The sequence below is a fragment of the Streptomyces sp. NPDC000983 genome (assembly GCF_040299205.1).
In the GTDB taxonomy this organism is placed as follows: Bacteria; Actinomycetota; Actinomycetes; order Streptomycetales; family Streptomycetaceae; genus Streptomyces.
Map to the genome: position 1 here is coordinate 73,813 of NZ_JBEPBM010000011.1, position 25,597 is coordinate 99,409.

The window sequence follows — 25,597 nt, forward strand, 5'->3', positions numbered from 1 at the left end:
CCGAGTGCTCGTCGTCGAGGACGAGGAATCCTTCTCCGACGTCCTGTCGTACATGCTCCGCAAGGAGGGCTTCGAGGTCGCGGTCGCGACCACCGGGCCCGACGGACTCGACGAGTTCGAGCGCAACGGCGCCGACCTCGTCCTCCTCGACCTGATGCTGCCCGGCCTGCCGGGCACCGAGGTGTGCCGCCAGTTGCGCGGCCGCTCCAATGTCCCCGTCATCATGGTGACCGCCAAGGACAGCGAGATCGACAAGGTCGTCGGCCTGGAAATAGGAGCCGATGACTATGTCACCAAGCCGTTCTCCTCGCGCGAGCTGGTCGCCCGCATCCGGGCCGTCCTGCGCCGCCGCGGGGAGCCCGAGGAGGTCACCCCGGCCGCGCTGGAGGCGGGTCCGGTCCGGATGGACGTCGACCGCCACGTGGTCACGGTCTCCGGCTCCAAGGTCGACCTGCCGCTCAAGGAGTTCGACCTCCTGGAGATGCTGCTGCGCAACGCGGGCCGCGTGCTGACCCGTATGCAGCTCATCGACCGGGTCTGGGGCGCCGACTACGTCGGCGACACCAAGACCCTCGACGTCCACGTCAAGCGGCTGCGCGCGAAGATCGAGCCGGACCCGGGCGCGCCGCGCTACCTGGTGACGGTGCGCGGCCTCGGCTACAAGTTCGAGCCGTAGACGGAGCGGGTGCGCAAAGGGCGGGGCCCGTCCTCCGGATGACCGGAGGACGGGCCCCGCCCGTTCTGCCTGTGCGGCTCAGTGGGCGACGGCCGCCTGCTCCGTCTCGGTCGCCGAGGCCGAGGTGGCGTCGGTCGGCGTCGTCGTGTCGTCCGGGGTGCTGGACGCGTCCCCGGTCGGCTCGTCGGTCGCGGTGGCACCGTCCGTCGGCTCGGTGCTCGGGGAGGCGGTGTCCTCGCCGGGGGCGGCCGGCAGCTCGGAGGGGCCCCAGCCGGTGAAGTAGCTCTTGGCGGGGACCACGAAGGCCTGCAGGCCCACGTCACCGGTCTTGCTGAAGGTGAAGGTCACCTTCTGCGCGGCACCGTCCTTGACGGACTCCGGAGTGGCCTCCAGCACCGCGGACGCGTTGTCCGCGCCGCCGAGGATCAGCGAACCGCCGGCCGGGACGTTCAGGCTCCCGCCCTTGGCGGCCTTGAGGGTCACCGGCCCGTCGGACCCGGCGACGGTGATCGACTCCAGCTTCTGGGCGCTGGTGCCCGTGTTGAAGAGCGTCGCGGCGACGACGGCCGGGCCGCTGGCCGTCGGGTCCGGCTGCGTCACGACGACGGCGTTCTGGACCATGATGTCGCCCACCGTGGTGGCCGCGTTGTCCGGCTTGATCTCCAGGGTCTGTGCGTTGTTGCCTGCGCCGCACGCGGCGAGCGGGAGAATCGAGAACGTGATGGCGGCGGCAGCGAGGGCACCGCGTCGAAGGCTGCTGCTCACGGCGGCGGCAACTCCTTGACTCGAACGGGGCGGGCGAATAAAGCCGCCCTAAGTGTCTGTCAGCGGCCTTAGGTTACCGAGCCGTTCCCGCGTGGCCGCACCCGACCCTCCCCTGAGCCCTACATGAACCCCTGTGCATCACCCGTCCCGTCCCCCACAAGTGACTCGCGGGTCACTTTGGAGCAGGGCTCGTCCCCATTCGCATAAGCCCCGCGCGCATACGCCGGACACCGGTGCGCGAAATTTCCGTGAAGGAATGCGCGGACCTCGGGAAAAGGATCACCGACTGTGCGCGGGCGGCCCCGGTGATCAATTCCGGAATCGTCCGGGACCCGACGGATGGAGACCGAACGGAGTAGCGGAAGTCGCACATGCGGAAGCGGACATATCGGGACGTTAGTCCGCTTGGCGGGGGCTTCGGATGTGTGTAACGTGCGCGTTTCTCCTCCCCCGAACAGCCGCTCCGACCTGCGAATACCTCCCTCCGGTCGGCCCGCGCAGCACGTTCGTGTCGCTGTTGTCAAGCCCCGAGATATGCCCTGACCTGCGAAAACGCCATTCAGAACCCGCCGTTTCCGTGTTACTCTGGATAGCCACGGAAGGGGTACCTGTCACATGACGTTCAAGGTTGGCGACACCGTGGTCTATCCCCATCACGGGGCCGCGCTGATCGAGGCTATCGAAACTCGCCAGATCAAAGGCGTGGACAAGACCTACTTGGTGCTGAAGGTCGCCCAGGGTGACCTGACGGTACGTGTGCCAGCGGACAATGCGGAGTTCGTCGGCGTGCGTGATGTGGTCGGTCAGGACGGGCTGGACCGGGTCTTCGAGGTGCTGCGCGCGCCGTATGCCGAGGAGCCCACTAACTGGTCCCGTCGTTACAAGGCAAATCTGGAGAAGCTCGCCTCCGGCGATGTCATCAAGGTCGCGGAAGTCGTGCGTGACCTGTGGCGTCGTGAGCGCGAGCGCGGACTCTCCGCCGGTGAGAAGCGCATGCTCGCCAAGGCGCGCCAGATCCTGGTGAGCGAGCTGGCCCTCGCGGAGAACACCAACGAGGACAAGGCCGAGGCCCTGCTCGACGAGGTCCTCGCGTCCTGACGCCCGCCGTCCCCGGCAGGCTCGGCCCACCACATTGATGCGCGGGTAGAAGAAGTGCCGCGGTGCCCGATGACGAATTGCTGTCGCCGGGCGCTGCGGCATGTCCGCGTACGCGTGGCGTCCCACGCCGTACGGCCTCCGCGTCGTCCATCCTCCCCGAACCACCTAGGGAAGCCGTCGAGCATCTTCCCTGAACGACCTCGGGAAGCCGTCGAGAACACCCGTCCTCGATAATGGGCGTGCCGGGCCCGGGCAGCTGGCTCGACCGATGTCACGGAAGGGTCCGGTCAAGGCGTCGCGCCCGGCACTTCCCAGGCCATACCCACGCCAGGCCGGAACACAAACCTGACAGGAACCGATGTCTGACGAATCGCGCCCCTCGCCCGCGCAGGCCGGTACGACCACCCGTACGGCCGCCGTGATTCCGGCCGCCGGCCGCGGGGTACGCCTCGGCCCCGGCGCCCCCAAGGCCCTGCGCGCGCTGGGCGGCACCCCGATGCTCATCCACGCGGTACGCGCGATGGCCGCGTCCCGCGCCGTCTCCCTCGTCGTCGTCGTGGCCCCGCCCGAGGAGGCCGCCGAGGTGAAGTCCCTGCTCGAATCGCACGCCCTGCCCGAGCGGACCGATTTCCTGGTGGTCCCCGGCGGCGACTCCCGCCAGGAGTCGGTGCGCCTCGGCCTCGACGCGCTGCCCCCCGAGTACGGCATCGTCCTCGTCCACGACGCCGCCCGGCCGCTCGTCCCGGTCGACACCGTCGACACCGTGATCGAGGCCGTCCGCGAGGGCGCCCCCGCGGTCGTCCCCGCGCTGCCGCTGGCCGACACCGTCAAGGAGGTCGAACCCGCCGGCGCCGAGGGCGGGCCCGAACCGGTCGTCGCCACTCCGGCGCGGTCCCGGCTGCGCGCCGTGCAGACCCCGCAGGGCTTCGACCGCGACACCCTGGTCCGCGCCCACGAGACGGTCACCGGCGAGGTCACCGACGACGCCGGCATGGTCGAACAGCTCGGCCTGACCGTCGTCGTGGTGCCCGGCCACGAGGAGGCGTTCAAGGTGACCCGCCCGCTGGACCTGGTCCTGGCCGAGGCGGTCCTGGCGCGCCGGAGGCTCAACGATGGCTTCTGAGGCACCCCTGCTGCCCCGGGTGGGCATCGGCACCGACACCCACGCCTTCGAGGAGGGCCGCGAACTGTGGTGCGCGGGCCTGAAGTGGGAGGGCGAGGGCACCGGGCTCGCCGGTCACTCCGACGCCGACGTCGTCGCCCACGCCGCCTGCAACGCGCTCTTCTCCGCGGCCGGCCTCGGCGACCTGGGCAAGCACTTCGGCACCGGGCGCCCCGAGTGGTCGGGCGCCTCCGGGGTCGTCCTGCTGACCGAGGCGGCGCGCATCGTCCGCGAGGCCGGGTTCGTCATCGGCAACGTCGCCGTACAGGTGGTCGGCCCCCGGCCGAAGATCGGCAAGCGCCGGGAGGAGGCCGAGGAGATCCTCTCCGCGGCCGCCGGTGCGCCGGTCTCGGTCTCGGGCGCCACGACCGACGGACTGGGGTTCCCCGGCAGGGGTGAAGGGCTGATGGCCGTGGCGACCGCACTGGTCGCCCGCACCACGGCCTGACGGTTGTCCACAACCGTCCGAGGCACTGGCTCGCGCCTACTACCCTGGACTCGTGACTATTCGCCTGTACGACACCAGCGCCCGGCAGATCCGTGACTTCACCCCGCTCAAGCCGGGTTGTGTCTCGATCTACCTCTGTGGCGCCACCGTGCAGGCGGCCCCCCACATCGGGCACATCCGGTCCGGGCTGAACTTCGACATCATGCGCCGCTGGTTCGCCCACCGCGGCTACGACGTCACGTTCGTCCGCAACGTCACGGACATCGACGACAAGATCATCACCAAGTCCGCCGACCAGGGCCGCCCCTGGTGGTCCATCGGCTACGAGAACGAGCGGGCGTTCAACGACGGCTACGCCGCGCTGGGCTGCCTGCCGCCGACGTACGAGCCGCGGGCCACCGGGCACGTCACCGAGATGGTCGAGATGATGCGCGGCCTGATCGAGCGCGGACACGCCTACGAGGCCGACGGCAACGTCTACTTCGACGTGAAGTCCTTCCCCGGGTACCTGCGCCTGTCCAACCAGGAGCTGGACAACCTGCTCCAGCCCTCCGGCGAGGGCGAGACGGGCAAGCGGGACCCGCGGGACTTCGCGATGTGGAAGTCGGTCAAGCCCGGTGAGCCGAGCTGGGAGACGCCGTGGGGCCGGGGCCGTCCCGGCTGGCACCTGGAGTGCTCGGCGATGGCCCACAAGTACCTGGGCCCCGCCTTCGACATCCACGGCGGCGGCCTGGACCTGATCTTCCCGCACCACGAGAACGAGATCGCCCAGGCCAAGGCCTTCGGCGACGAGTTCGCCCGGTACTGGGTGCACAACGCCTGGGTCACCATGAGCGGCGAGAAGATGTCCAAGTCGCTCGGCAACTCCGTGCTCGTCAGCGAGATGGTCAAGAACTGGCGCCCCATCGTGCTGCGCTACTACCTCGGCACCCCGCACTACCGCTCGATGATCGAGTACAGCGAGGACGCCCTGCGCGAGGCCGAGGCCGCGTTCGCGCGGATCGAGGGCTTCGTCCAGCGCGTGGTGGAGATGACCGGCCACGCCGTGGAGCCGGCCACCGAGGTGCCGACCGCCTTCGCCGAGGCGATGGACGACGACCTGGGCGTCCCGCAGGCCCTCGCCGTCGTCCACACCACCGTCCGGCAGGGCAACTCCGCCCTCGCCGCCGACGACAAGGAAGCCGCCGTGGCCCGCCTCGCCGAGGTGCGCGCCATGCTCGGCGTCCTCGGCCTGGACCCGCTGCACGAGCAGTGGGCGGGCGGCAACGAGCGCGGCGAGGACCTGCACGGCGTGGTCGACAGCCTCGTCCGCCTGGTGCTCGACCAGCGCGAGGCCGCCCGGGGCCGCAAGGACTGGGCGACCGCGGACGCCATCCGCGACCGGCTGACGCAGGCCGGACTGGCCATCGAGGACAGCCCCCAGGGGCCGCGCTGGACCCTCGGCGCGCGCTGAGCGCAGTGATCGATTGTGCCGCCCGGCCCTCCGGGCGGCACACTGCATAGACGTACGTTTTCCACCGCTACACACAGACAGGTAGGTCATGGCCGCGAACAACCGCCGCATGTCCGGCAAGAAGGGCGCGCAGGTCGGCAGTGGCGGCCAGCGGCGCCGGGGCCTGGAAGGCAAGGGCCCCACGCCGCCCGCCGAGATGCGCAAGGGGCACGCCAAGCAGCGCGCCGCCAACGCCAAGGCGCGGCGCGCGCAGGGCGGCCGCCCGCAGCCGCAGCGGCGCGGCGGCGGCCGGTCGACGTCCGAGCTGGTCGTCGGGCGCAACCCGGTCGTGGAGGCGCTGCGCGAGGGCGTCCCCGCCTCCACGCTCTACGTCCAGCAGTTCATCGACAACGACGAGCGGGTGCGCGAGGCGCTCCAGCTCGCGGCCGAGCGCGGCGGCATCAACCTGATGGAGGCCCCGCGTCCGGAGCTGGACCGGATGACCAACGGCCTCAACCACCAGGGCCTGGTCCTCCAGGTCCCGCCGTACGAGTACGCCCACCCCGAGGACCTCGCGGACGCCGCGGCGGACGCGGGCGAGGACCCGCTGATCATGGCGCTCGACGGGGTGACGGACCCGCGCAACCTCGGTGCCGTCGTGCGTTCCGTCTCCGCCTTCGGCGGTCACGGCGTCGTGGTGCCCGAGCGCCGCGCGGCCGGTATGACGGCCGGCGCCTGGAAGACGTCGGCGGGCACCGCCGCGCGCACTCCGGTCGCCCGCGCCACCAACCTCACGCGCGCGCTGGAGCAGTACAAGAAGGCCGGGATCACGGTCGTCGGTCTCGCCGCCGACGGCGAGGCCGAACTGGGCGACCTCGAAGCCCTCGGCGGCCCCGTGGTCATCGTCGTCGGCAGCGAGGGCAAGGGCCTGTCCCGGCTGGTCGGGGAGACCTGCGACGTGCGGGTACGGATCCCGATGCCGGGCGGCGCCGAGTCGCTCAACGCCGGTGTGGCGGCGGGGATCGTGCTGTACGAGGCGGCGCGCCGACGCGCCTGAACGCGCGTCCGCACCGTCGCCCGTACGGGGCAATCCGGTCGTCCAGGGCAAGCTTGACGCGGTCCGGACAGATCCGGCAGGTCAAAGCAGTGTCCTAAACACACGTCACTCGGTTAGATGAGTGTGGACACCAGAACACCCCGCACACCCACGGGGGACCGCTCGTCGGGATTCGACGACGCTCCCGCGCTGAGCATGGTGAAGGTGCCGAGCGATCCGGCGCAGATCATCGTCAATCACGCCAGTTTCCGCGTGCAGTTGGGCGCGTCGACGAGACGCAGCCAATCGCCGCGGATCGCACGGCACCTGAGCGCCGCCGAGGACACCGCCCGGATGCCCGCGGTCGGCGCCGCGCCCGCCGCCCGGCGCCGGCCCGTCGTCTGGAGCGGCCGGTCCGCGCCCGACGACACCGGCGCCCACCGGCTCCTCCAGGCGGTGCGGGGCGCCGGCGTCACCCACGCCGACGAACCGGCCGACACCGGCTCCACCCAGGTCATCCCGCGCCTCGGCGAGGGCTACGGCGGCGACGGTTACGACGAGCTCGCGCAGACCGTCGAGACCCCGCTGGTCGGCGCCCAGCGCACCCCGCCCGACGGCGGCACCCGGCTGCTGCCCGACATGCGCCAGGCCGGCAGCGCCTACGACGAGGAACTCGCCTACGACGACGAGCAGTTCGCGGAGCCGGAGGAGGACTCCCGCGGCCGCCGGTCCGGCGACGACCCCGCGCGGCACGCGTACTACCCGGGCCGCCGCATGAACCTGGGCGTGGTCCTCCTCCCGCTGCGCATCTTCCTCGGCTTCATCTCCATCTACGCCGGCATGGGCAAGCTCTGCGACCCCGTCTACTTCGACGGCGGCAAGCGCGGCTCGATGGTGAAGTGGCTCAACACCCTGCACCCCTGGGAAGTCGCCGAGCCGCTGCGCCAGTTCGCCCTGGAGCACCCGGTCGGCTCCGGCCTGGTCATCGCCTTCTTCCAGGTCATCGTGGGCGTCCTGACGATCCTGGGCTGCTGGCAGCGGGTCGCCGCCGTGGTGGGCGCGCTGCTCTCCGCCGCGCTGCTGCTCACCGTCAGCTGGAAGAGCGTCCCGGTCTACGACGCCCCCGACATCATCTACCTGGCCGCCTGGTCGCCGCTGATCATCGCCGGCGCCCCCGTCTACTCCGTGGACGGCCGCCTCGCAGGCAGCGCCTGGCGCCGGCTCGGCCCGCGCGCCCACATCTGGGACCTGCGCCGCTACGTGCTGCGCCGGGGCGCCCTGATCACCGCCATCGTGACCGGCCTGACGCTGCTGCTCGGCTCGCTGCTCGGCGGTGCCGTGCGCGACGCCGACCGGGTCGTCGTCCCCGGCCCCGGCGAGGCCCCGCGCAACGAGCTGCCCGGCACGCCGCTGCCCCCGGAGCCCGGCGAGCGGCGCAAGCGCACCCCGTCGGCGTCCACGGCACCCACCCAGGGCGCCACCTCGGCGGCCCCCTCGGCGGGCGCCGCCACGACCCCGGACGCCACCATGGACGCCGGTACGGCCGGCACGCCCAGCCAGACCCAGGGCACCGCGGGCCAGGCCCCGCCCCAGCAGACCACCCCGGCGGAGCAGGCCCCCAGCACCACTTCGGGCCCGACCACGGGCGGCACCACCGGCGGCGGGAGCACGCCGGGCGGCTCGGGAGGCGGAGGCACGACCTCCGGTGAACCGGGCCTGGTGGGCGGCCTGTTGGGGTAGACGGGCCGGTGGGCGGCATCCTGGGTTGAGCCCACCGGCAGCAGACGAGAAACCCACACGGATCCCCGCGCCCGCATCGGGCGCGGGGATCGGCGTGTGCGGCGGGTGGCGTGTCGGGCGGGAGGGCCGGCTCAGGGGCGGCGTGCGCGGCGGGGGCGCGGCTCACGCTCGGAGCCGTGCGCCTCGGCTCAGGAGCGGCGCAGGGCGGCGAGTTCCTTGGCCGCCTCGGTGAGGTCCTTGGCGGTGTCGATGGCCCGCCAGTAGGAGCCCTGGGGGAGCGGGAAGCCCGCCAGCCTCAGTTCGCGGGCCAGCCGCGGGAAGGTGGTCCGCTCGTGGTCCCCGCGCTCGGGGAGCATCGTGGCGAACTCGGCGGAGAAGACGTACACGCCCGCGTTGATCTCGTACGTCGTGGGCGGCGCCTCGATGAAGTCGGTGACGTGGCCGAAGCCGTCCGTCTGGACGGCGCCCCAGGGGATCCGCGGCCGGGCCAGCGCGAGGGTCGCCGTGGCGGCGCGCTCGGTGTGGAAGTCCGCCATGTCGCGCAGCGAGAACCGGGTCCAGATGTCCCCGTTAGTGGCGTACCAGGGCAGGTCGGGGTGGGGGAGGTGCGCGGCCGCGTACTTCAGGCCGCCGCCGCGTCCGAGGGGCTCGGTCTCGACGACCGTGGTGACCTCGACCGGCAGGTCGGCCTGGTCGAGCCACTCCTTCAGGACGTCCGCGAGGTGGCCGCAGCTGACCACCACATGGGTCACGCCCTCCTCGGCGAGCCAGGCGAGCTGATGGCCGATGATCGGCGTCCCCGTGCCTGGGATCTCGACCATGGGCTTCGGCCGGTCGTCGGTGTACGGACGCAGCCGGGAGCCCTGGCCGCCGGCCAGGATCACGGCTTGTACGGGGCGTTGGGCGGCGTTCGGATCGGTCATGGTCCGAACTGTACGGGGGCGCTCCGCTGGGGTTGGGGGTGCCCGTCGGGGGTGGGGGCGGGTGTTGGTGTGGGGGTGCGGGTGGGTGGGGGCTGGTCGCGCAGTTCCCCGCGCCCCTGGGAGCCTGCGGCCCCCGGTGGGCTCCTGGTGGGACTCCGGTGGGCTCCCGGTGGGACCCTGGCGGGCTCCCGGCGGCTCCCGGTGGGACCCCGGTGGGCTTCCGGGGGTCTGGGCGGCCCCGGGCGCCCTGGGGAAGTCCCGTGGGCGGCCGGGGGTGCCTTGGTCCGGCCAAGGGGTGGACCCTTGGCCGGACTCTGCGGTCCTGCCGGCGATTGTGCTGCCGACGGTGGTGCGGTCAGCGGTGGGCCGCTGCGACGCCTGTGGCGAAGGCGGTGTCGCAGACCGGGCGGGCATAGGACTGGGCGCGGGCCGGTCCGTACACGCGGACGGCGGCGCGGCCCAGGGCGCGGGCGATGGAGGCGCAGTGCTTGGCGAGCGACGGGCGCCCGTTCACGGCCTCCTGGAGGTGGGTCAGCGCGACTCCCGGGTTCTTCTGCACCAGCTCCGTCATCAGCCGGTCGCGCAGCAGGTCCTGCGGGGCGCGGGAGACGGAGCCGGGCTTGGCGTCCGAGACCGCCGAGTCCGACGCCGTGAGCACGGAGTTCGAGGAGGGGTTCCCCGACCAGTTGACCCGGGTGACCGCGAGGGTCCCGGAGAGCACCAGGACGACGGGCAGGACGAGGGCGAGGGAGCGGCCGATCCGGTGGGCGGGGCCCCGGCCGCGTCGCGTCTGTTGGTTAGTGGAGTGCTTCACGCGAGTGAGGGTAGCGCCCGGTAATGATTTGGCGACATTTAGTCACCGGTTCGGGGGACGAAGTGTGGCCTCTTTTTGGGTAGGGGGTTGACGCCTGCCGAACGATATGGGCGTTATGCCGGGGTATTTGTCGACAACGAGAAGGGCCCCGCAGCGCTCTGCGGGGCCCTTCTCGTCAACCTGGGTGATTCACCCGGTTCGCGCCTCAGTCGGTGAGACGCTCACCCGTGGAGGTGGAGAACACGTGGGTCTCGCCCGCGCGCGGCACGACGTGCAGCTCGGCGCCCTTCTCCGGGACCTGGCGGCCGTTGACGCGGACGACGAGGTCCTTCTTCTCGCCGCCGACCTCGGCGGTGCCGTAGACGTAGCCGTCGGCGCCGAGCTCCTCGACGACGTTGACGGAGACGGCGAGACCGGCCGGGGCGTCCGCGCTCTCCTTGGACAGGCCGGAGGCGCCCAGCTCGACGACCTCGAAGTGCTCGGGGCGGACGCCGACGGTGACCGTGCGGTCGCCCTTGTCGGCGGCGGCCTTCAGGGCGTCACGGTTGACCGGGACGACGCTGTTGCCGAACTTCACGCCGCCGTCGGTGATCGGCACCTCGACCAGGTTCATGGCGGGAGAGCCGATGAAGCCGGCGACGAAGAGGTTGGCGGGGCGGTCGTACATGTTGCGCGGGGAGTCGACCTGCTGGAGCAGACCGTCCTTGAGGACCGCCACGCGGTCGCCCATGGTCATGGCCTCGACCTGGTCGTGGGTGACGTAGACCGTGGTGATGCCCAGACGGCGCTGGAGCGAGGCGATCTGCGTACGGGTGGAGACACGGAGCTTGGCGTCGAGGTTCGACAGCGGCTCGTCCATGAGGAAGACCTGGGGCTCACGCACGATGGCGCGGCCCATCGCCACACGCTGGCGCTGACCGCCGGAGAGCGCCTTGGGCTTGCGGCCGAGGTACTCGGTGAGGTCGAGGATCTTCGCCGCGTCCTCGACCTTCTGGCGGATCTCGGCCTTGTTGACGCCGGCGATCTTGAGCGCGAAGCCCATGTTGTCGGCGACCGTCATGTGCGGGTAGAGCGCGTAGTTCTGGAACACCATGGCGATGTCCCGGTCCTTGGGCGGCAGGTGGGTGACGTCACGGTCGCCGATGCGGATGGCGCCGCCGTTGACGTCCTCGAGCCCCGCGAGCATGCGGAGCGAGGTGGACTTGCCACAGCCGGAGGGGCCGACGAGGACGAGGAACTCGCCGTCCTCGATCGCGATGTCGAGACCGTCGACGGCGGGCTTGGTGGAACCCGGGTAGATGCGGGTCGCCTTGTCGAACGTAACAGTGGCCATGGTGAATGGGCCCCCTTCTACCGGCAGGAACGTGCCGGACGATCCGTTGTAGGAAGGTGGTGACGCGGTCCAGCTCAGTGGACCGAACTCGGACGGTACCTGCCGTTCACCTGGTCTGTCAGTACCCGGACCCCTGTGAACTTCGCGGAAATTTTCGACGGGGCCACGCCGGGCGACGGTTACACTGCACGGGCACGCAGGTGCATGCCTCCTTAGCTCAGCTGGTCAGAGCGCCGCTCTTGTAAAGCGAAGGTCGTCGGTTCGAATCCGACAGGGGGCTCTTTCTCTGCCTCGGTGGCCCGCCGTCCTCGGGCCCCTCCTTTCCCCTGCCGCGGCGCCCCCCGCCGCCGTACGCTGGTCGGCACGACGGGACCGCGCCGGCTGGGGGAGGCAATGGAGTGAGGAGCCCGGAACGGGTCCGGAACGAGCTGCTGGTGGCCATCGTGGACACGCTTCAGGAATCGGCGACGGTGACGCAGGTCAGCAGCCGCGAGTTATGGCGGGAGATGCTCGCCGACGAGCTGGGGGCGGCGGTGGAGCCGTTCGGCGGTGACCGGCTGCGGCCCTGGCTGATCCAGATCGTGAAGGTGTGCACGGCGGTCGACGACGGTCCGGCCTGTCTGGTGCGGTCGCTGGAGTACATGGAGCAGCAGTCGGCCACGGTCGCGGCGTTATGGCCGCTGGTGGACGAGTGGGAGGCCGTCGACTTCTTCGACGGCGCCGACCTCGGCGTACTGCGGCAGGTCCTGGAGTCGCTGGGCTCCGCCGAGCTGGCGGCCATGGCCCGGCGGGCCAGCCGGTCCCGGGTGCAGGAGCTGCCGGACTGGTGCCGGACCGGCTGGCAGGTCTTCCTGCGGCTGGGCGGTGAGAACTCCCCCAAGGGCGGGCTGCCGCCCAGCATGGCCTTCCTGGCCCTGGCCGCGGACCGGCTGGTGGAGGAGGGCCGGATGGAGGCCGCGGAAGGGCTGCGCCGGTTCAATCGCGGCCAGGCGCAGAAGCTGGGCCTGGACGGCCTGTTGGCGGAGTGGCAGCACTCGGATCTCCCCCAGCCCGCACCCTCGGTGGTGCCGGCCTATCTCATGATCCAGTTCGAGCCGGACCGCAACGAGGCCGGCCGTTTCTACTTCACCTACTGGCGGCAGTCCGATTCGACGGGCTGGCACCCGGTGCGGGGCGAGACGCTCCACCTGCGGCGTGCCGAGCTGCCGGGCGCGGTGGAGGGGCTGATCGAGGAGTCCGAGGCGCGCTGGGCCGAGCTGCGCCAACCGGTCATCCTGGAGTTCATCCTGCCTTGGGAACTGCTCAATGAGCCGGTCGAGTGGTGGTCGAAAGATTCGAATCATCCCGATCCAACCCCCTTGGCCATGGATTACCCCGTTCTCATCAGGTCCCTGGAGCGGCTGCACCGTGCCTCCTGGCACCGCCCCTGGCATGCCAAGTGGCGCCAGCTGAAGGAGCGTCCGGCGGACAGCCACTCCCACTGGAGCCGTCCGGGCGAGGACGGGTCGTACTTCTTCCATCTGGAGCGGGAGCTGAAGGAGGACGGGCACGCCGTGTGCCTGGTACTCAGCGAGCCGCCGGGCGACGACTCGGGCACCGGACGGCGCGAGGTGCTGGCCGGGCTGCGGGCCGGGGTGCCGGCGATGATCTGGCACCGCTCCGACTGCTCCGACTCCGGCTTCCAGGGCGCCATCGGCGAGATCCTCCAGGACCGCGGGCTCGGCAGCCTCGCGGAGTCCGTCGCGAAGTGGCGCAATGACGCCCTCGCGCTCGGACCCGGCGGCTGGGACGGTCACGTCGGGCGCCATCTGGCCATCCTTCTGGACGACCCCGAGCGTAAGCCGGGCCCCGCGGGACCGGTGTAGCGGCGATGACTTCGCAGAGCGGGACCGGGCGCCCGGCCCGGCCCGGTGACGGCTTCTCGCCGATACGCGTACCCGAGTGGCAGACGGCCTTGCACGCCGCACTGCGCGGTGCCACGCTGGACCCGAGAAAGGCCGACGTGCTCGACACCGCAGGGGGGCGCGTTCCGTCCGCCGTTCCATCCGCTGATCGACTGTCCCTTTTGAGTACCTCTCACCCCCTGTGGCCTGCCGTCTTGCACCGTATGCAGACCACTGCCAGGCTTGGCACGTGGATGTCACGCATGCCCGCGAACAGCGGGGTTCCTCTACGGCGCTCCCTCCGTTCCCGGGCCTTACCGGACGCTCTGAGAGCGCTTATGCAGTGTGACGATGCTCCACGACCAACTGCGGAGACCGCGGCTGACGACCTGTCATTCGACGCCGTGCCGCACGCCCTGAGTGAACTGGCGCGCTCGTCTTCGGCGGACCCCCCGTGCGTGCTTCTCGTGGTCGACGACCACGCCACCATGCGGGTCTGGGACGAGACGGTCGAGCGGCTGGCCGGCGAACTCGCCCTGGAGGAACGGCTCGGCGCGGTCAGTTCCGTACGGCTGCTCAGTTCCGACGACACCGAACCGGCCCGCATCCGGCTCGAACAGCTGCCACCCTCCCCGTCCGAGCGCCGGGTGGTGCTCGTGCTGACCGACGGGCTGGCCGCGGGCTGGCGGTCGGACGCGGTGCTCCCGCTGCTGCGCGAGCTCGGCCGGACCGAGCCGCTCGCCGTACTGCACCTGTTGCCGCAGCACTTGTGGTCCCGGGCCGGTCTGGAAGCCAACCGCATGCGGTTCAGCAGCTCCCGCCCCTGGGCGGCCAACGACACCCTGCGCTGGGAACTGCGCAACTCCCCCCTCGAACCCGTCGACGATCCCGAGGCGCGTACCGGTGTGATCCCCGTGCCCGTCCTGGAGCCCACCGAGCGCTCCCTGTCGGGCTGGGTCGGCCTGGTCACCTCGGGCTCCGGCGAGTGGGTGGAGATGTCCGGCGTCCGGGCCCGTGACTGGAAGCGGCGGGCGGACGCGGCGCGGGCCGTGCCGTGGGTGGTGGACGTGCCGGATCCGGCCAGCGGCGTACAGCCCTGGGAGCGGGTCTCGGACTTCCGGGCCGCCGCGTCACCGACTGCGTTTGCTCTAGCAAAGCGACTGGCCGCGGCGCCGCTCACGCTGCCCGTGATGACCGCGGTGACCGCCTCGGTGCCGGGCGCGGGGCCGTCCCACCTGGCGGAACTGCTGATGAGCGGGCTGGTGCGACCCTCCGGCGCGGACGCCGAGCGGGTGGCCGACGTGGCGTTCGTCTTCGGCCCCAACATCCGCCAGGAGTTATTGGCACTGTCCCGGCGCACGGACACCGCCCGGGTCCTGCGCGACGTACGCGGGCTTCTCACCGGCGCGCCGCAGGACGACGACCCCGTCCTGCCCGCCCCCGGGGAACTGCTCGAAACGGACGACGTGCCCTCGGTGACCCGGGGCAATCTAGCTTTCCTGCGCGTCGAACTCGCCGCGTTGCGCGCCCTGTCCGGGAAGTTCCTCCCGCGGGCCGAGCGCCTGGCCCGCGCGCTGCGCGACTACGACCGGCAGAACTCCGTGAGCCTGCGCAAGGGCGTGGGCTTCCGTACCGCTCCTCCGAGCGGCGACCCCCTCTACGCCGAACCGGTCGCGACGGCGACCAGCACAACTTCAGAAGGAGTCACGCCCATGACCACCACGCAGACCCAGCCCGCGGTGGACAGCGGGCGTTCGACGCCGCGCCTGTGGGGCAACGTCCCGCCGCGGAACCCGAACTTCACCGGCCGCGTGGACCTTCTGGAACGGCTGAGCGAGCGCCTGCGCGAGGGCACCACCACGGTGCTGCCCGAAGCGATCCACGGCATGGGCGGTGTCGGCAAGACCCAGTTGGCGATCGAGTACGCCTACCGTCATCAGTCGGACTACGACGTCGTCTGGTGGATCGCCGCCGAGCGGCCCGGCCAGATCGGGCAGGCGCTGGTGGAACTCGCCCAGCGGCTCGGTCTGGTCACCAGCGCCGACGCCAATGTCGCCGGTCCCGCGGTGCGGGAGGCGCTGCGTGAGGGACGGCCGTACTCGCGCTGGCTGCTGATCTTCGACAACGCCGACAGTCCGGAGCGGGTCCGGGACTACTTCCCGACGGGGGGCAGCGGCACCATCCTCGTCACCTCCCGCAACCGGCGCTGGAGCGTGGTCGGCCCCTCTCTGGAGGTGGATGTCTTCACGCGTGAGGAGAGCAAGGAACTGTTGCGCCGCTCCGGCCCCGCCGACCTCGGCGACGCCGAGGCGGACCGCCTCGCCGACGCCCTCGGCGACCTGCCGCTCGCGCTGGAACAGGCGGCCGCCTGGCGGGCGGAGACCGGGATGCCGGTCTCGGAGTACCTGCGGCTGTTCGAGCACAAGCGGGCCGAGCTGCTGGAAGTCTCGCCGCCGCCGGACTACCAACTCCCCGTCGCCGCCGCGTGGAACGTCTCGCTCGACCACCTGGAGACACGCAGCCCCACCGCGCTCCGCCTGCTCCAGCTGTGCTCCTACTTCGCGCCGGACCCGATCTCGCGGTCCATCTTCTCCGGGCTCGGCGGCTCCACCATCGACCCCGATCTGGACCAGGCACTCAACGACCCGATGCGGCTCGCCCGCGCCGTACGGGAGATCAACCGCTACTCCCTCGCCCGGATAGACCACCGCACCAACTCGATCGAAATGCACCGCCTCGTCCAGGCCGTGCTGATCCACCGCATGACCTCCGAGGAACAGAAACGCATGCGCAATGGCGCCCACACCCTCCTGGCCGCCGCGGACCCCAAGGGCCCCAACCAGTCGGCCAACTGGCCGCGTTACGCCGAGCTGTACGGCCATGTGATCGCTTCCGGGGCGATCGAGTCCGACCAGCCCTGGGTCCGCGAGCTGGTGATGAACGTCGCGAAGTACCTCTGGTACTGGGGTGACCACAAGGTGGCCCGGGAGTTCACCGAGCTGGCGTGGCAGACCTGGCAGTCGCTGTTCGGTGAGGAGGACCAGCAGACCCGGCTGATGGGCTGGTGGCTGTGCTTCCTCTATCTGAAGGTGGGACGCTACGACGACGCCTCCCGGCTGGTCTCCCAGCTGAAGGACATCTACGCCCGCACCGCTCCCGAGGACCGCGAGGACACCCGCGAGGACGCGCTGGAGACGATGAACCTGGAGGCCGCGGTACGCCGCGCCCAGGGAGACTTCGCGGCCGGCGCCGAACTGGACGAGATGGCCTACGACCGGGCCAGGCGCGCTTTCGGCGAGGACGATCCGACGACCCTGGGCACCGCCCACAACCTCGGTGTGAGTCTGCGCCTGGTGGGCGAGTTCCAGCGGGCCCTGGAGCTGGACCGGCACACGCACTCGCTGAAGACACGGCTGTACGGGGTGGACCACCACCAGTCGCTCATCACCCAGGGATCCATCGCCATCGACGTCCGCGAGACGGGGGACTACGTCGGTGCGCGGTCCTTGCAGGAGGCGGTCGTCGACGGATTCCGGCCCGCTTTCGGGGAGGGAAATCCCTCGACGCTCCAGTCGTTGCGGCAACTCGGCGAGGCGTGCCGGAAGGCGGGCGACCACGACAAGGGCCTGGAGCTGGCCAGGGAGGCCTTCAACCAGTTCACCCGGCGGTACGGCGACACCCACCCCGAATCCCTCACGGCGGCCCTGGCCCTGTCGGTGGCGCTGCGCCACAACGACGACCTGGAAGCGGCCCTGGACCGCGGGATGAAGACCAGCGAACGGTTCCGGCGGGTGTTCCTGCCCGATCATCCACATGTGCTGGCCGCGGACGTGGACCTCGCTGTGACGCTACGCCTGCTGGGACGGGTGGACGAAGCGCGGGCGCTGGACGAGCAGGCGCTTGCCCTGCTGACCGAGCGGCTGGGAGAGAGGCATCCGATCGCGCTGGCTTGCGCGATCAACCTCGCCAGCGATCTGAGCGCGCTGGGTCTGGTGGAAGAGGCGCGCGAACTAGGCGCGAAATCGCTGCGATTGAGCCGTGAGCGCATGGGGGAGAAACACCCGACGGCGCTGGTGTGCGCCGCGAACCTCTCCCTGGATCTGGCCGCACTCGGTTTCGCCGAGGAGGCGTCTTCCCTCAGGGAGGAGACCTTGGCCCTTATGGACGAGGTCCTGAGCGCGCCCGGCCCTCGGGCCGCTGAGCCGGTGCCGCACCCGGCGACTGTCCAGGCTCGTGCGCGGGAGCGGGCGAACTGCGACATCGACCCGATGCCGCTGTGAGGTGACGAGGCGGGCCTCCTCGGGCGTGGACGGGATTCACTGGTTCGCCAGCCAGGTGGCCAGTTCCACCGGGTCCGGTGGGGTGCCCGTCTCCGTCGCTATCGCTGCGTATACCGCTCGGGCTCGTTCCGGGTGGTGGCGCAGGAAGCGGCCCGCGGCCAGGGACGACTGGTCCCGGCTGAGGCACTGGGCCAGCCCCGACCATGCTGTCGGCCGGCTGGGAAGGGTTGCCAGATGTGTGGCATAGGCGTGCTGGGCCGCCTTCGTCTCGCCTGCCGTCAAGAGGGCGTCAGCTCTCAGCGCTCCTGTCACGGCCGCCTTCTCCGGGTCCTCGCCGACCAAGCGATGACGGGTCAGGACGGCCAAGGTGTCCAGCCAGCGGGCGGATTCGTCGGTTACCACCCTCGAAGGCGCCGAGAGGGAACGGGGTGGGGCCGGGGCACCTGAGATCCAGGCTGCCGTGGCATCCTCCACCGCCTGCCGCGGTGGATGGAGGTGGTGAGCGCGCCAGCGGGTGGCGTGGTCCGTGGCGCAGACATGGGCCAGGGAGAGGGCGGAGTCCGGAACCGGCTCGTCCATCCAGCGGGTGGACAGTGCGTACAGGCGGTCCAGGAACCGCGCGCCGACAGGCGTCAGGCGTTCGTGGCGGTGGACCTGGCGCAGGGCCGCGGTCACATGGGCCCGCCACAGGGCGAACTCGAAATGGGCCATGGGAGTCCCGGCACCCGAGGCCAGGCGATGGGTCCGCCAGAACCGAGCGATGCCCACGAATGCGTAGATCCCCTGCATCAGGCCGTCCAAGGGGCGCGGGTCGTCCCGCCAGGGGGCATACCAGAGTTCGGGGGACTCCGACGTATCCGGGACCAGCAGGGGCGTCAGGTGCAGCAGCCCGCCCAGTTTCGTGTGCTGGAACTCGTGCACCAGGGTCACGGCCAGTTGGACCGCGTCGTCCGGCTCCGACGACTCGACGCCACCGAGCGCATCACCAGCTGTGACACTGCGTGGCCGGAACCTTTCCCTGGCCGGGCCTGGTGTCAGCGACATCAGTCCACGCCGCATCGCCTCGGCGGTCCTTGGCTGTTCGTCCAGCAGTACGGCCCAGGCACGCTCCAGCACGCGTCCCCACTGCTCGGCCTCGTCGTCGGTCAGAGGGCGGGGCTCGGTGGGCCGGGGATAGGTCCGGTACGGGTCGACGTCGTCGAGTGCCAGGGACAGGCGGTGGTGCGGAGGGCCGAGCAACAGCCGCCGCAGGGGATGCCAGCCAGGCGCTGGGGCATCCGGAGAGGCTGGCACGGTGACCGTGGCACCCGGTGCTGTGACAACCGTACGGCCCGCCTGTCGCCGGACCGTCGCCGTTCTCCACGGCTCACGGGTGGGCAGTTCTGCACAGCCCAGGGTGGGCAGTGGTACCAGGCCGTGGCGCATCGGGACCTCGATGGAGAATTCCAGCCCTGCGCGTAGTGCCGCCGCGGCGGCCAGGCAGGACACATGGCCCAGCACGACCCATAGCGGCGTGTCGTCCTGCGGGGCGCTGCCGCGAACCCGGCGCACGGCCGTGGCCAGCCACATTCCGGTCTGCGGATACATCAGTAGTTCGTCCACGACATCCGCGGCCCGGCGCTGCGCCGCACTGAGCAGGTCCCAGGCGGGGCCGAGATCGGTCGCGTCGTCGAGCATCCGTAACAGCAGCAGCCGTCGGCTGCGTTCGGCCGCGAGCAACAGCTCGATCGTGGCCGGACCGCCTTCACCGCAGCTCAGTTCCTCCAGGCCGGAGGGCGTCAGCCGGTGATGAGGAAGTGCGGGCTCAGCACGCATCCGCGGCCCTGGCCTCCTCAGTCCGGCCGCTCCGCGTTGAAGTCGCTGACACTGGCGTGCGCGCGATCGATGCGCAGGCGCAGCTCCTCCAAGGATCCGGCGAGAACCTGACCGTCCAAGGAGCGCAGCGTTTCAAGAGACACCCCCGCGAGATCGACTAGGTTGGACTCGACGGCGGCCACAGACGGCTCCATGACGGCCAAACCCCTTCCCCCCGGCTTTACTTGGCGTGCGGGATGCTCACATCCCCCTGATAATGGCCCGCCGTACAGGGGATGAAACCCGGCGCCCGGACAGCGCCGCGATATCAGGTCAGCGATGGCGCCGGGACAACTCCATCGCCTCCTGGTCCATTCGGGCAACGCCGGTGGAGTCGCCCTCCACCCACCGTATCGCTTCAAGGAGTTGGTCCAAGGTGCCTCGGTAACGCAGGCAGGTACGCAGGATGTTGAAGACATCGGGGCGCAGGGCGGGTGAGCGCGGGCTCATGGCCGAGATGACCGGGTCGATGCTGTCCAGGATCAGGGCGAGGCCGTCACGGTCGCTCACCGAGGGAATCTCGGTCAACGCCGTCACCAAGCCGTCGAGTTCGCGCGGCGGCAGGCGCTCGGGCAGGTGCGCGAGGCCGGGCGGGCCGTCCTGCCCGGGCGGGTCGGTGCGGGCCAGTCCGGCCTGGGACGCGGGCAGCCCGGCATGAGTGTGCAGCAGGGCCAGCTCGGCGGGGGAGAGCAGCCCGTACCAGCGGTCCACGCGGACGGCGGCGAGCCGGTGCGGGGCGTCTGCCCGGCGGTGGCCGGTGACCACCCCGATCAGGCGGTCCTCGTGCCAGACGGCGGCGCCGGTCAGCGCCTGCCGAGGAAGCTCTCCGTCCTGCGGCTTCACGTCGAGTACGAGGGTGTCGCCGCGGTCGTCGGGCGGGACGGAGATCACGCCCTCGGCGCGGCAGGTCGGGCCTGCCGTGAACGGCAGGGGGGCGGCCGTGAGCGGTACGGCGCCGTAGGTGGGCGGCGCGCAGCGGTTTGACATCGCGTCCGGCAACTTCAGCAGGGCCACACCGGCCGCGTCCGAGGTGAGCGCCACACGGGCGGGGGCGGTCCGGGTGCTTCCTGCGAACCGTACGGCTGTCTCCCGCGCGTCGCCGATCAGGTGCGCCGAGGTGAGGACCCAGCGGTCGCCGACCCGGTAGCCGGAGCCGTACCGCTCCGGGCCCCGGGCCGTGGTCACGCAGACCTCCGCCACCCGTGATGAATCCAGCGCAACTCCTCTGTCGCTCAAGCCAGTTCTCTCGCACCTACCCGTACCGCCGTTCCGTCACTCGATCCGGGCTGATTCCGTGCCGTGGATGCTGTGCGGCCCTGCAATGCATTAAGGTCGCCAAGGCGGTTGTAATCACCCTTAAACCGCCTGAAAGACGTAAACACCTGAAAAAGTGAAATGGACGGGGTCATGGAAAAGTCCGGAGTCGAGTCCGAGCTGATCGACCTGAGCGGGGTTCCGCTGGACGCCTGGCCCACTTGCCCCCTCCCCTCCGCCGAAGGCTCGCTGCGGCGGTTGCTGAACCGGATCGACGACCCCGCCGGCAGCCTCGGTGGGTACAACCCGCAGCGCGACGAAGCGTGAGCGGGGCGCACGTTCTGCCCGTCGGTGCCTTCGAGGAGCTGCTCGGTGGCGGCGGCGGGACCGCGGCGGTGGAGGCGCTGCGGGCGAGCGAGCGCAGTTGGCGGCTGTTGGTGGTGCGGGCCCTGCTGGATGCGCAGGGGTCGGCTCCCGCGGGAGCGTGGGAGCTGCTCATGCGGGCCCGGGACGCCGACGAGACCGCCTTCGAGGAGCTGCTCACCTATCCGGCCGTCGGTGTCTGGGCCGCGCACACCCTGCGGCGGCTGCGCGGCAGCGCGGCCGGAGTCGAGCCCCCGGACACCGGACATCTGCGCGCCGTCGCGGCGAGCGCGGCGATCCGCGCCGGGCTGGACTTCCGGACCGTCGTCCCCGTGCGGGACGGATGGGCCGTACTGCCCGCCCTCGGCGCCATGCGCGTGCCCGGCGCCGACACGGCCGAGGTGTCCGCCGCCGCGGGCCGGGTGCTGGTCGCCGGAGAGCCGCTCGACGGACCCCGCTGGCACCCCCTGACCCGGCTGGACTCCGAGGGCTGCGCCCTGCTCCTGGACGACGCCGACCCCTACCGCAGCCTGCGCACCCCCGTGCCCACCGAACCCGTGGACGCCGAGGGCTGGCAGGAGCTGTTCGCCGAGGCGTGGGGGATCCTGCGTGCCCTCGACACCGAGGCGGCCGGGGCGCTGGCCGGCGGACTGGTCACCCTCGTGCCCCGGCCGCGCGCCGAGCGGTTCCGTCCGCACAGCGCCTCCTCCGGCGACGCCTTCGGCGCGGCCCTCGCCTCCGTCCCCGACGACGGCGAGCAGCTCGCGGCCACGCTGGTGCACGAGTTCCAGCACAACAAACTCAGCGCCTTCATGCACCTGTTCACCCTTTACGAGAACCGGGGCGGTGCGCCGCGGCTCCACTACGCGCCCTGGCGGGACGACCCGCGCCCGCTGGGCGGGCTGTTGCAGGGCGTGTACGCCTTCTTCGGGGTCACCGGCTTCTGGCGGCGGCGCGAACACCCGCTGGGGCGCTTCGAGTTCGCGCTCTGGCGGGAGCAGACCGCGCACGCCCTGCACGCGATCGCCGCGGCGGAGGAGCTGACCGGGCTCGGACGGCGGCTGGTGGCCGAGCTGACCGAACGGCTGTCGCCCTGGCTCACGGAGCCGGTGGAGGACACCGCCCTCACCGCCGCCCGGCTCGCGGTGGCGGATCACCGGGCCACCTGGCGTGCGTACCATCTGCGCCCCGACCCGCGGGCGGTACGCGCACACCCGGCGGGCGAGCCGGAGCTGGTTCCCGGGGTTCCGGCCCGCGGACTCGACACCCGCGCGACACTGCTGCGCTGGCGGTTCGCCGATCCGGCGGGCTTCGACGCCCTGCGCGAGGACCCCGGCGCCACGGTGGAGGGCGCCCGCCCCGAGGACATCGCCCTGGTCACCGGGGACAACGCCCGGGCGCTGGAAGCGTTCCGCGCGCGGATTCTGCGCGGTGACGGCGACCCCGAGACCTGGGTGGGCCTCGGTATCGCGGCCCGCGCGTCCGGCGACCCGGCGGGCGGGGCACTGCTCGCCCGCCCGGAACTGGTCATGGCCGTACATGCTGAGCTGGGCACGGACGCCGACCCGTTGGACGCGGCCAGGGGGATCACCCTCAGCCCGTCCGGCGTTTGAGGGCGGGGCCCTCAAGGGCCGATGGGGGTCCGGGGGCGCAGCTCCCGGGGCCTGGACGGGAAGGGGCGGCGGGGGCGAAAACCCTCAGCCGCCCAGCTCGCTCAGCGCCTCGTCCGTCAGCCGGTACACCGTCCACTCGTCCTGCGGGCGGGCGCCCAGGGACTCGTAGAAGGCGATGGAGGGGGCGTTCCAGTCCAGGACGGACCACTCCAGGCGTTCGTAGCCGCGCGCCACGCAGATCCGGGCCAGCTCGGTGAGCAGGGCCCTGCCGTGGCCAGCGCCCCGGGCCGTGGGGCGGACGTAGAGGTCCTCCAGGTAGATGCCGTGGACGCCGCGCCAGGTGGAGAAGTTCAGGAACCACAGGGCGAAGCCGACCGGTTCGCCGGTCCCGTCGTCGACGGCCATGTGGGCGAAGGCGGCGGGGTGTTCGCCGAAGAGCGCCTCGTGCAGCTGCTCCTGTGTCGCCTTTGCCTCGTGCGGGGCCTTCTCGTACTCGGCCAGTTCCTGCACGAGCGCGTGGATGACGGGGACGTCGGCGGGGGTCGCGATGCGGATCATGGGGGGAGGATAGGGCCCGAACCCGCCCGGCCGCGCAGCCTCTTGGCGATCTCCAGCTGCTCGGGGAGCGGAGGCTCTCCCTCCTCCAGGCGCCACACCGCGCCCTGCAACACCCGCCCGTACGTCCAGGCGCGGGCCCGCTCCCGGTCCAGGGCCAGGATCTGCGTCATCGTGTCGAAGCGCCGGCGGACCTCGTCGGCCTCGAACCGGTTCCACAGCGCCGGGAGCAGTTCGAAACCCGGGTCGCCGGCGAGGGGCTTGGGGTCGATGGCGAGCCAGGGGGCGCGGGCCGCGGCCAGTACGTTCTCGAAGTGCAGGTCCCAGTGGAGCAGCCGGTCGCCGGGTTCGGCGGCCACTTCGCGGACCGCCGCCGCGCAGTCCGTGAGCAGCCGTCGTACGGGCCCGTCCTCGACCGCGGGCAGGACGGATGCGGCGCGGTCCAGGAGGCGGGGCGCGAGGTCGGCCAGGCGGCGCAGTCCGGGCGGGGCCGGGACGGCGGTCAGCTCGGCCAGCAGCCGGGCGACGACCTCGGTGGCCGCGCGGGTGTCGGGCAGGTCGCCCAACGGGCGTGTCATGTCGAGGCGTTCGAGCAGCATGGTGCCCGTGCCGGGGTCGTGGGCGAGGAGGCGGGCGGCGCCCGCGCCGTCCCAGACGCGCAGTGCGAGCGGCTCGCCGGCCGTCTCGTCGTCGACGTCCTGGAGCTTGAGCACCGCGGGTGTGCCGTCCGCCCGCAGCACGGGCAGGACCAGCGCGCAGCGGCCGCTGCGGGGCGGGCCGTCGCGGCGCAGGTCCCACTCCCGGAGGAAGCGCGCCGCGCGTTCGCCGTACTCGGCCGGAAGATCGCTCACGGGCCCGACGGTAGCGGCGCGGGAGGGGCGCCGGCCACGCGAGAACGACGGAATCCGAAGAAGACAGTGCCCGCCGCGACGGGTTACCGTCCCGGCCATGAGCAGCTCGGACAGCGGTGTCGTCAACGGCGGCATCTCCTTCTGGTACGCGGACGACGGCCTCCCTGCGGTGCGGGAGCCGCTGCCCGGGGACGCCACGGCGGACGTCGTGATCGTCGGCGGCGGGTACACGGGACTGTGGACCGCGTACTACCTGAAGAAGGCGGCGCCCTTCCTGCGGATCACCGTCCTGGAACAGAAGTTCTGCGGCTACGGCGCCTCCGGCCGCAACGGCGGCTGGCTCTACAACGGCATCGCGGGGCGCGACCGGTACGCGAAGCTGCACGGGCAGGAGGCCGCCGTACGGCTCCAGCGGGCCATGAACGAGACCGTGGCCGAGGTCCTCGCCGTCACCGGGGCCGAAGGCATCGACGCCGACGCGCACCACGGCGGCGTCCTCGAAGTGGCCCGTACACCGGCGCAGTTGGCGCGGCTGAAGGAGTTCCACCGGGCGGAGCTGGCGTTCGGGGAGAAGGACCGGGAGCTCTACGACGCCCGGGAGACCGCCGAGCGGATCCGGGTCGCCGACGCGGTCGGCTCGTCCTGGACCCCGCACGGCGCCCGGGTGCACCCGGTGAAGCTGGTGAAGGGGCTCGCGGCCGCGGTCGAGGCGCTCGGCGTCGTCGTCCACGAGGGCACCCCGGTGACCGAGATCCGCCAGGGGCACGCGGTCACGCCGTACGGCACCGTCCGCGCGCCCTACGTCCTGCGCTGCACCGAGGGCTTCACCGCCGCGCTCAAGGGCGAGCGGCGGACCTGGCTGCCGATGAACTCCTCGATGATCGCCACCGAGCCGCTCACCGAGGAACAGTGGGAGTCGGTCGGCTGGGACGGGCGCGAGACGCTCGGCGACATGGCGCACGCCTACATGTACGCCCAGCGCACGGCCGACGGGCGGATCGCGCTCGGCGGGCGCGGAGTGCCGTACCGGTTCGGTTCGCGCACCGACAACGACGGGCGCACCCGGCCCGCCACCGTCGAGGCGCTGCGGGAGATCCTGCACGGCTTCTTCCCCTCCCTCGCCGGGGTGCGCGTCGAGCACGCCTGGTCCGGGGTGCTGGGCGTGCCCCGCGACTGGTGCGCCACGGTGACCCTGGACCGGTCGACGGGGCTCGGCTGGGCCGGCGGCTACGTCGGCTCCGGCGTGGCCACGGCGAACCTGGCGGCGCGGACCCTCCGGGACCTGGTCCAGCAGGACTCGGGGCAGGGCGGGCGCACGGAGCTGACCGAGCTGCCCTGGGTGGGGCACAAGGTCCGCAGGTGGGAGCCGGAACCGCTGCGCTGGCTCGGCGTGCAGGGCATGTACGCCGTGTACCGGGCGGCGGACCGGCGGGAGACGGCGACGCACAGCGCCGGGTCCTCGCGGCTGGCGCGGGCGGCGGACCGGGTGGCGGGGCGGCACTGAGGGCGCCCGGCCC

The 25,597-nt window shown here is 71.8% G+C and carries 21 protein-coding genes and 1 tRNA gene; 13 read left to right on the plus strand and 9 right to left on the minus strand.

All coding sequences use genetic code 11. The features are described 5' to 3' along the window. The first annotated feature begins 4 nt into the window (after window positions 1–4). Entirely contained in the window at window positions 5–676 is a 672-nt protein-coding gene (gene phoP, locus ABT296_RS15140; protein ID WP_502977254.1) for a two-component system response regulator PhoP, read from the plus strand. A gap of 78 nt (window positions 677–754) precedes the next feature. Here phoP and ABT296_RS15145 read toward each other — a convergent pair whose 3' ends face one another. Then, window positions 755–1,441, minus strand: a complete 687-nt coding sequence (locus tag ABT296_RS15145) for a copper chaperone PCu(A)C domain-containing protein (RefSeq protein ID WP_351927203.1) — start codon at window positions 1,439–1,441, stop codon at window positions 755–757. A gap of 615 nt (window positions 1,442–2,056) precedes the next feature. Between ABT296_RS15145 and ABT296_RS15150 the strand changes: the two genes are divergently transcribed. The 6 genes from ABT296_RS15150 (at window position 2,057) to ABT296_RS15175 (ending at window position 8,357) form a co-directional block, all read left to right on the plus strand. After that, window positions 2,057–2,539: a CarD family transcriptional regulator gene (locus ABT296_RS15150; RefSeq protein ID WP_003953493.1), complete on the plus strand. Its 483-nt coding sequence runs from the start codon at window positions 2,057–2,059 to the stop codon at window positions 2,537–2,539. Window positions 2,540–2,897: 358 nt separating this feature from the next. Next, the gene (gene ispD / locus ABT296_RS15155; protein ID WP_351927205.1) at window positions 2,898–3,662 is read left to right on the plus strand and encodes a 2-C-methyl-D-erythritol 4-phosphate cytidylyltransferase; all 765 of its coding nucleotides are present in this window, start codon (window positions 2,898–2,900) and stop codon (window positions 3,660–3,662) included. Further along, entirely contained in the window at window positions 3,652–4,149 is a 498-nt protein-coding gene (gene ispF, locus ABT296_RS15160; RefSeq protein ID WP_351927207.1) for a 2-C-methyl-D-erythritol 2,4-cyclodiphosphate synthase, read from the plus strand. Before ispD ends, ispF begins: the two co-directional genes overlap by 11 nt. 52 nt (window positions 4,150–4,201) lie before the next feature. Beyond that, complete coding sequence (gene cysS, locus ABT296_RS15165; protein ID WP_351927209.1) at window positions 4,202–5,602, plus strand: cysteine--tRNA ligase; 1,401 nt, start codon at window positions 4,202–4,204, stop codon at window positions 5,600–5,602. Between the two features lie 88 nt (window positions 5,603–5,690). Then, on the plus strand, window positions 5,691–6,638 hold the full coding sequence (gene rlmB, locus ABT296_RS15170) for a 23S rRNA (guanosine(2251)-2'-O)-methyltransferase RlmB (protein WP_351927211.1): 948 nt from the start codon (window positions 5,691–5,693) through the stop codon (window positions 6,636–6,638). A gap of 117 nt (window positions 6,639–6,755) precedes the next feature. Next, complete coding sequence (locus tag ABT296_RS15175; protein WP_351927213.1) at window positions 6,756–8,357, plus strand: DoxX family protein; 1,602 nt, start codon at window positions 6,756–6,758, stop codon at window positions 8,355–8,357. A 188-nt stretch (window positions 8,358–8,545) separates the two neighbouring features. Here ABT296_RS15175 and ABT296_RS15180 read toward each other — a convergent pair whose 3' ends face one another. The 3 genes from ABT296_RS15180 to ABT296_RS15190 all read right to left on the minus strand — a co-directional run bounded on the left by ABT296_RS15180 (window position 8,546) and on the right by ABT296_RS15190 (window position 11,427). Beyond that, window positions 8,546–9,280, minus strand: coding sequence for a nucleotidyltransferase family protein (locus ABT296_RS15180; protein ID WP_351927215.1), 735 nt, complete (start codon window positions 9,278–9,280; stop codon window positions 8,546–8,548). A 355-nt stretch (window positions 9,281–9,635) separates the two neighbouring features. Beyond that, a complete protein-coding gene (locus tag ABT296_RS15185; protein WP_351927217.1) occupies window positions 9,636–10,094 on the minus strand; it encodes a hypothetical protein in 459 nt (152 codons plus the stop codon). Window positions 10,095–10,299: 205 nt separating this feature from the next. Next, window positions 10,300–11,427 (minus strand): ABC transporter ATP-binding protein, encoded by a 1,128-nt coding sequence (locus tag ABT296_RS15190; protein WP_351927219.1) that lies wholly within the window; start codon window positions 11,425–11,427, stop codon window positions 10,300–10,302. A 206-nt stretch (window positions 11,428–11,633) separates the two neighbouring features. Here ABT296_RS15190 and ABT296_RS15195 point away from each other — a divergent pair. From ABT296_RS15195 to fxsT, 3 genes are all read left to right on the plus strand, one after another. Then, window positions 11,634–11,707: transfer RNA gene (locus tag ABT296_RS15195), tRNA-Thr, on the plus strand. 118 nt (window positions 11,708–11,825) lie between these two features. Next, a complete protein-coding gene (locus ABT296_RS15200; RefSeq protein WP_351927221.1) occupies window positions 11,826–13,292 on the plus strand; it encodes a VMAP-C domain-containing protein in 1,467 nt (488 codons plus the stop codon). Between the two features lie 356 nt (window positions 13,293–13,648). Next, window positions 13,649–17,590: an FxSxx-COOH system tetratricopeptide repeat protein gene (gene fxsT, locus ABT296_RS15205; protein ID WP_351927223.1), complete on the plus strand. Its 3,942-nt coding sequence runs from the start codon at window positions 13,649–13,651 to the stop codon at window positions 17,588–17,590. A gap of 36 nt (window positions 17,591–17,626) precedes the next feature. Here fxsT and ABT296_RS15210 read toward each other — a convergent pair whose 3' ends face one another. From ABT296_RS15210 to ABT296_RS15220, 3 genes are all read right to left on the minus strand, one after another. Beyond that, a complete protein-coding gene (locus tag ABT296_RS15210) occupies window positions 17,627–19,405 on the minus strand; it encodes an HEXXH motif domain-containing protein (RefSeq protein ID WP_351927225.1) in 1,779 nt (592 codons plus the stop codon). Window positions 19,406–19,422: 17 nt separating this feature from the next. Continuing rightward, entirely contained in the window at window positions 19,423–19,587 is a 165-nt protein-coding gene (locus tag ABT296_RS15215) for an FxSxx-COOH-like cyclophane-containing RiPP peptide (protein WP_351927227.1), read from the minus strand. A gap of 130 nt (window positions 19,588–19,717) precedes the next feature. Beyond that, the gene (locus ABT296_RS15220; RefSeq protein ID WP_351927230.1) at window positions 19,718–20,629 is read right to left on the minus strand and encodes an effector-associated domain 2-containing protein; all 912 of its coding nucleotides are present in this window, start codon (window positions 20,627–20,629) and stop codon (window positions 19,718–19,720) included. A gap of 222 nt (window positions 20,630–20,851) precedes the next feature. Here ABT296_RS15220 and ABT296_RS15225 point away from each other — a divergent pair, with 222 nt between their 5' ends. Then, window positions 20,852–21,025: a hypothetical protein gene (locus ABT296_RS15225; RefSeq protein ID WP_351927232.1), complete on the plus strand. Its 174-nt coding sequence runs from the start codon at window positions 20,852–20,854 to the stop codon at window positions 21,023–21,025. Further along, window positions 21,022–22,674, plus strand: coding sequence for an HEXXH motif domain-containing protein (locus tag ABT296_RS15230; protein WP_351927234.1), 1,653 nt, complete (start codon window positions 21,022–21,024; stop codon window positions 22,672–22,674). Before ABT296_RS15225 ends, ABT296_RS15230 begins: the two co-directional genes overlap by 4 nt. Window positions 22,675–22,758: 84 nt before the next feature. On the opposite strand, the gene ABT296_RS15235 is transcribed toward ABT296_RS15230, so the two are convergent. Then, on the minus strand, window positions 22,759–23,232 hold the full coding sequence (locus ABT296_RS15235) for a GNAT family N-acetyltransferase (RefSeq protein WP_351927236.1): 474 nt from the start codon (window positions 23,230–23,232) through the stop codon (window positions 22,759–22,761). Further along, window positions 23,229–24,080, minus strand: coding sequence for an aminoglycoside phosphotransferase family protein (locus ABT296_RS15240; RefSeq protein ID WP_351927238.1), 852 nt, complete (start codon window positions 24,078–24,080; stop codon window positions 23,229–23,231). The genes ABT296_RS15235 and ABT296_RS15240 overlap by 4 nt, the downstream gene beginning before the upstream one ends. 97 nt (window positions 24,081–24,177) lie before the next feature. Between ABT296_RS15240 and ABT296_RS15245 the strand changes: the two genes are divergently transcribed. Further along, entirely contained in the window at window positions 24,178–25,584 is a 1,407-nt protein-coding gene (locus ABT296_RS15245; RefSeq protein ID WP_351927240.1) for an NAD(P)/FAD-dependent oxidoreductase, read from the plus strand. The last annotated feature ends 13 nt before the right edge of the window (window positions 25,585–25,597 follow it).

Excerpts from the sequence above, each read along its gene's own strand:
- ABT296_RS15150 (WP_003953493.1), top strand. The coding sequence starts at position 2,057 with ATGACGTTCAAGGTTGGCGACACCGTGGTCTATCCCCATCACGGGGCC.
- ispD (WP_351927205.1), top strand. The coding sequence starts at position 2,898 with ATGTCTGACGAATCGCGCCCCTCGCCCGCGCAGGCCGGTACGACCACC.
- ispF (WP_351927207.1), top strand. The coding sequence starts at position 3,652 with ATGGCTTCTGAGGCACCCCTGCTGCCCCGGGTGGGCATCGGCACCGAC.
- rlmB (WP_351927211.1), top strand. The coding sequence starts at position 5,691 with ATGGCCGCGAACAACCGCCGCATGTCCGGCAAGAAGGGCGCGCAGGTC.
- ABT296_RS15175 (WP_351927213.1), top strand. The coding sequence starts at position 6,756 with ATGAGTGTGGACACCAGAACACCCCGCACACCCACGGGGGACCGCTCG.
- ABT296_RS15180 (WP_351927215.1), bottom strand. The coding sequence starts at position 9,280 with ATGACCGATCCGAACGCCGCCCAACGCCCCGTACAAGCCGTGATCCTG.
- ABT296_RS15190 (WP_351927219.1), bottom strand. The coding sequence starts at position 11,427 with ATGGCCACTGTTACGTTCGACAAGGCGACCCGCATCTACCCGGGTTCC.
- fxsT (WP_351927223.1), top strand. The coding sequence starts at position 13,649 with ATGCAGTGTGACGATGCTCCACGACCAACTGCGGAGACCGCGGCTGAC.
- ABT296_RS15210 (WP_351927225.1), bottom strand. The coding sequence starts at position 19,405 with ATGCGTGCTGAGCCCGCACTTCCTCATCACCGGCTGACGCCCTCCGGC.
- ABT296_RS15225 (WP_351927232.1), top strand. The coding sequence starts at position 20,852 with ATGGAAAAGTCCGGAGTCGAGTCCGAGCTGATCGACCTGAGCGGGGTT.
- ABT296_RS15235 (WP_351927236.1), bottom strand. The coding sequence starts at position 23,232 with ATGATCCGCATCGCGACCCCCGCCGACGTCCCCGTCATCCACGCGCTC.
- ABT296_RS15245 (WP_351927240.1), top strand. The coding sequence starts at position 24,178 with ATGAGCAGCTCGGACAGCGGTGTCGTCAACGGCGGCATCTCCTTCTGG.